This is a genomic window from Pseudoalteromonas sp. G4 (assembly GCF_028875915.1).
Taxonomy (GTDB): Bacteria; Pseudomonadota; Gammaproteobacteria; order Enterobacterales; family Alteromonadaceae; genus Pseudoalteromonas.
Window position 1 is genome coordinate 1 of the sequence record NZ_JAPEHW010000124.1, and the last position, 5,602, is coordinate 5,602.

The window sequence follows — 5,602 nt, forward strand, 5'->3', positions numbered from 1 at the left end:
TTTTCGTAGTTGACACTTTCTGTGGTGCAAATGAAGACACACGCCTGAAAGTCCGTTTTGTTACTGAAGTAGCATGGCAAGCACATTTCGTTAAAAACATGTTCATTCGCCCTTCTGAAGAAGAGCTAAAAGATTACGAGCCTGATTTCATCGTAATGAATGGTGCAAAAACTACTAACGACAAGTGGCAAGAACAGGGTCTTAACTCTGAAAACTTCGTTGCATTTAACCTAACTGAGAAAATCCAATTAATTGGTGGAACTTGGTACGGCGGTGAAATGAAAAAAGGTATGTTCTCAATGATGAACTACTACCTACCGCTTAAAGGCATCGCGTCAATGCACTGTAGTGCAAACGTTGGTAAAGATGGCGACGTTGCAATTTTCTTCGGTCTTTCTGGTACTGGTAAAACAACACTTTCAACAGATCCTAAACGCGAGCTAATTGGTGATGATGAGCACGGTTGGGATGACAACGGCGTATTTAACTTTGAAGGTGGCTGTTACGCAAAAACAATTAACCTTAGCAAAGAAAATGAACCAGACATCTACAATGCAATCCGTCGTGATGCATTATTAGAAAACGTATCAGTTGATGAAAACGGCAAAATTGATTTTGACGATAACTCAACAACTGAAAACACGCGTGTTTCTTACCCAATTCACCACATTGATAACATTGTTAAGCCGGTGTCTAAAGCAGGTCACGCGAAGAAAGTTATCTTCTTAACTGCTGACGCGTTTGGTGTACTACCACCAGTTGCTAAATTAACGCCAGAGCAAACACAGTACTACTTCCTATCGGGTTTCACAGCGAAATTAGCAGGTACTGAGCGTGGTATTACTGAACCTACACCTACTTTCTCAAGCTGTTTTGGTGCTGCTTTCTTATCACTTCACCCAACACAGTACGCTGAAGTACTACAAAAGCGTATGGAAGCTGCTGGCGCTGAAGCTTACCTAGTAAACACAGGTTGGAACGGCACAGGCAAACGTATTTCAATTAAAGCGACGCGTGCAATCATTGACGCTATCTTAGATGGCTCTATCGATAACGCTGAAACTGAAATTGTGCCACTATTTAACCTTGAAGTACCTAAGTCACTTGAAGGTGTAGAAGGTGATATTCTTGATCCTCGTAACACTTACGAAGATGCAAGCGTATGGACTGACAAAGCAACAGACCTAGCTCAACGTTTTGTTGATAACTTTGATAAGTTCACCGACACAGAAAACGGCAAGGCGCTTGTAGCGGCAGGACCAAAACTTTAATTAAGTCATTCTCCTTAATTAAAAAAGCCAGCTTTTAGCTGGCTTTTTGTTTTATAAAAGAGATACTTTTTCTAAGCGAATTAAAGTGAATGACTATTCAATATTAAGAGTGATATAGAACGAGCTTACCGTTAATACTAATCAAGCTCTTTTGCACCAAAGATAGCCAGCAAAATCTCAAGTACATTTTCAGTTAGTGCTATTTGCCTCTCAGCCTCTCGTATTTCCTTTTTATTGTTTAGACAATCTTTATACTGGGCTTCCATTACTGCCATAGGTATTGCTTGATTTTGAAAGGCGCTTTCTCGACACTCTCTTACTTCCCGTTGCTGCAAACCAGCTGAACAACCAGCGCTTATTAGCATTAATAAAATCAGCACAATGTATTTCACGCGGATCCCTTATTTTTTCTTTAAATACTTATCTAACGAATTTTTCAGCAATATTTCATTATCTGATTTTTCACCCGGGCATGGAAAGCCAGATGATGACGGCATATCCATACTACCCATTTCTGAACTACTATCGACAAGATAACACTTACCTTTGTATTTTAGGGTCTTACGTGGTGAGGTTACGCTACCAACAACAACTTCAGCTTGCTCGTTGACTAGATCTTGATATTTCTGCGACGGCTTAATTTTAACTTTAGGCTGGCTTATCTGGTTATTGAATTGTTGCGATTTAAAAAAGGCTTGCTGTTCTTTGTCAATTACACTCTCGAGGCTCTTATAACGATTAAACTTTATCACTTTAGTCTTGGTTTCATTCGACTTTTTCTGATTTTTAAGAACGCTTTCCAGCGGTTTTTCAGTACTTTTTGGTACCGGTAATTTTGCAACTTTTGGGGTTTTATTTTCCTGCCCAACAACTGTTTTTTTTAAAATTTTTTCAGGTACTTCCTGTTGTTTTAATTCAGGCTTTTGCGCGTCTTTAGGTTTCATCATTTCAGCAAGAATTTTGCGCTGCTGCGCGACAGGTATGATGTAGGTTTTAAGAGACGCTCCCTGCTTTGAAGTTGATTGTTTAAAAGTTTGAGTTACCAGCAAGTACCCAAGAACAAAGTGAACGGTAATAGACGTCAGCAATGCCATTTGCTTTGAACGCACAACAATACCTTAAAAATTTATTTATTATGAATACGTTAGGAGTCTAGCCAAGGTATAAAGTTCAGCGAACAAAGTCTAAACAATGTAAGAAATCGTAAGTAAGCAGTAAATGTAGTCTCGGGTTTGCCTTAGGCACTAATTATTAAAAACTAAACTGCAACATTCACAAATAATGACTGTGTTGCCATCTTTGGAAATGGTTTTCTTATCATGTGCGTGTTGCTTAGTAGTACGCTAAATGAATTTACCGGTTAGCATTGAGAATGGTGCTTCATCCGTTATCAAAATCACTTTGCTCTAAACGTAAAAAACCCCAGCCTAGGCTGGGGTTTTTAGCGTTCGCTTAATTAATAAAAATTAAGCAGAAACAACGTCAACTAAAGTCCAAGATTTGTTCTTAGAAATAGGAGCACACTCACGAATAGTAACTGTGTTGCCTACTTTAGCAGTGTTGTTCTCATCATGTGCGTGTAGCTTAGTAGTACGCTTGATGAATTTACCATAGATTGGGTGCTTCACCTGACGTTCAATAGCAACAACGATAGACTTGTCCATCTTGTCACTAACTACGCGACCTTGTAGAGTACGGATTTTATCGCTCATTATGCACCTGCCTTCTGGTTGATAACCGTTTTAACACGCGCGATATCGCGACGTACTTTACGTAGTAAATGAGACTGAGCTAGCTGACCAGTGCTCGCTTGCATGCGCAGGTTAAACTGCTCACGAAGAAGCTCTAGAAGTTCAGTGTTTAGCTCTTCTACGCTCTTGTCTTTTAATTCGCTAGCTTTCATTACATTACCGTCCGAGTTACGAATGTTGTCTTGAATGGTAGTTTACGAGCAGCAAGGTCAAATGCTTCACGAGCAAGCTCTTCTGAAACACCTTCCATTTCGTAAAGTACTTTACCAGGTTGGATTTCAGCAACCCAGTATTCTACGCTACCTTTACCTTTACCCATACGAACTTCAAGCGGCTTGTTTGTAATTGGCTTATCTGGGAACACACGGATCCAGATTTTACCTTGACGCTTGATGTGACGAGTCATAGCACGACGAGCTGCTTCGATTTGACGAGCAGTCATACGGCCACGGCCAGTCGCTTTAAGGCCGAATGAGCCGAAGCTAACTTTGTTACCGTTTTGCGCTAAACCGCGGTTGCGGCCTTTGTGCATTTTACGGAATTTTGTACGTTTTGGCTGTAACATTGATCGCTACCCCTTACTTAGCTTTACGAGCTTTTTTCGGTGCACGCTTAGCTGGCTTCTCAGCTTCTTGTTTCAGTGGAAGACCACCGATAACTTCGCCTTTGAAGATCCAAACTTTAACACCGATGATGCCGTAAGTAGTTAAAGCTTCTGAAGTTGCGTAATCGATATCAGCACGTAGAGTGTGTAGAGGTACACGACCTTCACGGTACCACTCAGAACGTGCGATTTCAGCGCCGCCTAAACGACCGCTAACTTCAACCTTAATACCTTTAGCGCCTAGACGCATTGCGTTTTGTACCGCGCGCTTCATAGCACGACGGAACATTACACGGCGCTCAAGCTGTGAAGAGATGCTGTCAGCTACAAGCTGTGCGTCTAACTCTGGCTTACGAACTTCAGAAATATTGATCTGAGCCGGAACACCTGCAAGTTTAGTCACTGCTTGACGTAGCTTCTCAACGTCTTCGCCTTTTTTACCGATAACAACACCAGGACGAGCTGTGTGGATTGTTACACGGATTGATTTCGCTGGACGTTCGATAACGATTTTAGACACAGAAGCCGCTTTTAATTCCTTTGTAAGGAAAGCGCGAACTTTGTGATCGCCAAATAGCGTCTCAGAGTAGTCTTTTGTATTCGCGTACCAAGTAGATACCCAAGGTTTTGAGATACCTAGGCGAATACCAGTAGGGTGTACTTTTTGTCCCATTAGTTAATCTCCTAGTTATCTGAAACCACAACAGTGATGTGGCTAGTACGCTTAAGGATGCGATCCGCACGACCTTTAGCACGTGGACGAATACGTTTCATTGTAGGACCTTCGTCTACAAAAACTTTCGCCACTTTAAGCTCATCAATGTCAGCACCTTCGTTATGCTCTGCATTCGCAATAGCAGACTCTAGTACTTTCTTAACTAAAACAGCCGCTGATTTCGGGCTGTACGCCAGTATTTCTAGCGCGCGATCAACAGGTAGTCCACGGACTTGATCTGCAACTAAACGTGCTTTTTGCGCTGAACCAGAGGCGAATTTGTGTTTAGCTAATGCTTCCATCATATTCCCCTATTAACGCTTTTTAGCTTTCTTATCAGCAGCATGGCCGCGATAAGTACGTGTAGGTGCAAATTCACCTAGTTTGTGACCGATCATTTCGTCCGAAACAAATACAGGGACGTGCTGACGACCATTATGGACAGCGATGGTCAATCCGATCATATTAGGGATGATCATTGAACGACGGCTCCAAGTCTTGATAGGCTTCTTGTCACCGCTTTCCAACGCCTTCTCTACCTTCTTCAGCAAGTGTAGGTCAATAAAAGGACCCTTCTTGAGAGAACGTGGCATGGCAATTCCTCAACTATTACTTAGTACGACGACGTACGATAAATTTATCAGTACGCTTGTTCTTACGTGTCTTAGCACCTTTGGTAGGCTTACCCCATGGAGACACAGGATGACGACCACCAGAAGTACGACCTTCACCACCACCGTGTGGGTGGTCTACTGGGTTCATGGCAACACCACGAACTGTAGGACGAACACCACGCCAACGGTTAGCACCAGCTTTACCCAGTGAACGAAGCATGTGTTCTGCGTTACCTACTTCACCTAAAGTTGCGCGACAATCCGCTTCAACTTTACGCATCTCGCCTGAACGTAGACGAAGTGTTACGTACTGACCTTCACGAGCAAGGATCTGAACGTATGCACCCGCTGAACGAGCGATTTGAGCACCTTTACCAGGCTTAAGCTCAACGTTGTGAACAGTAGAACCTACAGGCATGTTACGCATTGGCAATGTGTTACCAACCTTGATCGGTGCATCAACACCAGATTGGATTGAATCACCAGCTTTAAGGCCTTTAGGTGCGATGATGTAACGACGCTCACCGTCTGCATATAATACAAGAGCGATGTTTGCGCTACGGTTTGGATCGTATTCTAAACGCTCAACTTTAGCCGGAATACCGTCTTTAGTGCGTTTGAAATCGATTACACGGTAATGATGCTTA

10 protein-coding genes are annotated in these 5,602 nt (G+C 42.5%); 1 reads left to right on the top strand and 9 read right to left on the bottom strand.

Going from position 1 to position 5,602, the window contains the following annotated elements; translation table 11 throughout:
- On the top strand, nucleotides 1-1,271 hold a 1,271-nt coding region (gene pckA / locus ON073_RS19825), incomplete at its 5' end, for a phosphoenolpyruvate carboxykinase (ATP) (protein ID WP_274763604.1).
- Between the two features lie 137 nt (nucleotides 1,272-1,408).
- Here pckA and ON073_RS19830 read toward each other — a convergent pair.
- The 9 genes from ON073_RS19830 to rplB form a co-directional block, all read right to left on the bottom strand.
- A complete protein-coding gene (locus tag ON073_RS19830; protein ID WP_274763605.1) occupies nucleotides 1,409-1,663 on the bottom strand; it encodes a hypothetical protein in 255 nt (84 codons plus the stop codon).
- Between the two features lie 9 nt (nucleotides 1,664-1,672).
- A complete protein-coding gene (locus ON073_RS19835; protein ID WP_274763606.1) occupies nucleotides 1,673-2,380 on the bottom strand; it encodes a hypothetical protein in 708 nt (235 codons plus the stop codon).
- A 357-nt stretch (nucleotides 2,381-2,737) separates the two neighbouring features.
- A complete protein-coding gene (gene rpsQ, locus ON073_RS19840; RefSeq protein WP_038639203.1) occupies nucleotides 2,738-2,983 on the bottom strand; it encodes a 30S ribosomal protein S17 in 246 nt (81 codons plus the stop codon).
- Nucleotides 2,983-3,174 carry a 50S ribosomal protein L29 gene (gene rpmC, locus ON073_RS19845; protein WP_010561265.1) on the bottom strand — a complete coding sequence of 64 codons (192 nt, stop codon included), beginning with the start codon at nucleotides 3,172-3,174 and terminating at the stop codon, nucleotides 2,983-2,985. The genes rpsQ and rpmC overlap by 1 nt, the downstream gene beginning before the upstream one ends.
- Complete coding sequence (rplP, locus tag ON073_RS19850; protein WP_010561266.1) at nucleotides 3,174-3,587, bottom strand: 50S ribosomal protein L16; 414 nt, start codon at nucleotides 3,585-3,587, stop codon at nucleotides 3,174-3,176. The genes rpmC and rplP overlap by 1 nt, the downstream gene beginning before the upstream one ends.
- A gap of 13 nt (nucleotides 3,588-3,600) precedes the next feature.
- Nucleotides 3,601-4,299, bottom strand: a complete 699-nt coding sequence (gene rpsC / locus ON073_RS19855) for a 30S ribosomal protein S3 (protein ID WP_274763609.1) — start codon at nucleotides 4,297-4,299, stop codon at nucleotides 3,601-3,603.
- Between the two features lie 11 nt (nucleotides 4,300-4,310).
- Complete coding sequence (gene rplV, locus ON073_RS19860; protein ID WP_010561268.1) at nucleotides 4,311-4,643, bottom strand: 50S ribosomal protein L22; 333 nt, start codon at nucleotides 4,641-4,643, stop codon at nucleotides 4,311-4,313.
- Between the two features lie 12 nt (nucleotides 4,644-4,655).
- On the bottom strand, nucleotides 4,656-4,934 hold the full coding sequence (gene rpsS, locus ON073_RS19865; protein WP_010561269.1) for a 30S ribosomal protein S19: 279 nt from the start codon (nucleotides 4,932-4,934) through the stop codon (nucleotides 4,656-4,658).
- A gap of 16 nt (nucleotides 4,935-4,950) precedes the next feature.
- Nucleotides 4,951-5,602: 50S ribosomal protein L2 (gene rplB, locus ON073_RS19870; protein WP_274763610.1), on the bottom strand; the 652-nt coding region annotated here is incomplete at its 5' end.